At 72.4% G+C, this 1,964-nt stretch carries 2 protein-coding genes; both read left to right on the top strand.

The window, feature by feature from the left end; translation table 11 throughout:
* Positions 1-949: ABC transporter permease (locus tag HMPREF3115_RS16755; protein ID WP_256276218.1), on the top strand; the 949-nt coding region annotated here is incomplete at its 5' end.
* Positions 946-1,884, top strand: a complete 939-nt coding sequence (locus tag HMPREF3115_RS16750; protein ID WP_059940878.1) for an ABC transporter ATP-binding protein — start codon at positions 946-948, stop codon at positions 1,882-1,884. The genes HMPREF3115_RS16755 and HMPREF3115_RS16750, both read left to right, overlap by 4 nt.
* Positions 1,885-1,964 lie beyond the last annotated feature (80 nt).

The following is a 1,964-nucleotide window of genomic DNA, read 5'->3' as shown; positions in this document are numbered from 1 at the left end:
CCGCCCGACGTGGCGGCTCGCGGCCGGCTGCACATGGCTCGCGACGCTCGCGTATGCGCTCGGCGCCGCCACGTCGCACGCGGTCGCACCCGACGACATGCTCGCGCGCGTGTCGCCGGCGGCCGGCGTGTGGGTGCTGCTGTTCGCGTGGGCCGTGCTCGTCGCGGACGCGCTCGCACGGCTCGCGTTCGGTCCGTGGCGGAGGCTCGCCGCGCTCGTCGTCGCGATCGCGGCGGTGTCGGTGCCGCTCGCGACCGGCTGGTGGGACGGGCTCTCCGTGATGCGCGAATACGCGGTGCGCAGCGACGACTTCTGGCGCGAGGCAAGCCGTCATCTGTCGCTCGCGGGCGGCTCGGTCGCGGCCGCGCTCGTCGCGGGACTGCCGCTCGGCATCGCATGCGCACGCGCGGCGCCGGTGCGTGCGGTCGTGATGCCCGTCCTCAATATCGTTCAGACGATTCCGAGCATCGCGATGTACGGGCTCATGATGGCGCCGCTCGGCCTGCTCGCCGCGCACGTGCCGCTCGCGGCGGCGCTCGGCGTGCGCGGGATCGGCGTCGCGCCGGCCGTGCTCGCGCTGTTCCTCTACTCGCTGCTGCCGATCGCGTCGAGCGTCGCGGTCGGGCTCGCGCAGGTGCCGCCACATGTGACCGAAGCGGCGCGCGCGATGGGCATGACACGCGCGCAGCGGCTGTTCCGCGTCGATCTTGTGCTCGCGCTGCCGGTAATTCTGAGCGGCGTGCGCGTCGTACTCGTGCAGAACATCGGGCTGACCGCGGTCGCCGCGCTGATCGGCGGCGGCGGGTTCGGCACCTTCATCTTTCAGGGAATCGGGCAATCGGCGGCCGACCTCGTGCTGCTCGGCGCGATTCCCACGATCGCGCTCGCGCTCGCGGCCGCGGTCGTCTTCGAAGCCGCGACGTCGCTCGCGAAAGGACGGTCCGGATGATCGAGATCGATCGCGTCGGCAAGCGCTTCGGCGACATCGTCGCCGTCGACGACGTCTCGCTGACGATGAAGCGAGGCACCATCACCGCGCTCGTCGGCGCATCGGGTAGCGGCAAGTCGACGCTGCTGCGGATGATCAACCGGCTGATCGCACCGACGAGCGGCACGATTCGCATCGACGGCACCGACACGGCCGGCGTGCCGCCCGAGCAACTGCGGCGGCGCATCGGCTACGTGATCCAGGGGCACGGGCTGTTTCCGCACTGGAGTGTCGCGCGCAACATCGCGACGGTGCCGCGTCTGCTCGGCTGGCGCCCCGACCGCATCCGCGCGCGCGTCGCCGAGCTGCTCGAGCTGTTCCATCTCGCGCCGGCCGAATTCGCCGACAAGCTGCCGCACGAACTGTCGGGCGGCCAGCAGCAGCGCGTCGGCGTCGCGCGTGCGCTCGCCGCCGAGCCCGCGATGCTGCTGATGGACGAACCGTTCGGCGCGCTCGATCCGATCATCCGCAACAAGGCGCAGGACGATCTGCTCGCATTGCAGCGGCGGCTCGGCATCACGGTCGTGATCGTCACGCACGACATCGAGGAAGCGCTGAAGCTCGGCGACACGATCGCCGTGATGGACGGCGGCCGCCTGCTGCAGGTCGCGACGCCGGCCGACATACTCGGCAATCCGGCCGAAGGCGTCGTCGAGCAGCTCGTCGCGGGCGTCGATCGCCCGTTGCGCCTGCTCGCGCTGACACCGGTCGACGCCGTCGCCGAAGCGGGCCATGCGGACGGCGCGCCGATCGAGGCCGCACGCACGCTGCGCGATGCGATCTCCGAGCTGCTGTGGCGCGGCGTCGACGCGCTGCCGGTCGACGACGGCCACGGCCGCCCGTCGCGCCGCATCACGCTCGACGCGATCCGCGCGCATGCGAGGAAGCCCGCATGAATGCGCGCGATGCGCTGCGCGGTACGCCGTCGGCGTCGCGGCCGTTCACGGCGCGCCGGCTCGTCGCGCCCGCTGCGCGC

Source organism: Burkholderia sp. HMSC10F09 (assembly GCF_001806955.1).
Lineage (GTDB): Bacteria > Pseudomonadota > Gammaproteobacteria > Burkholderiales > Burkholderiaceae > Burkholderia > Burkholderia multivorans.
This window is presented reverse-complemented; position numbering and strand designations above follow the sequence as displayed.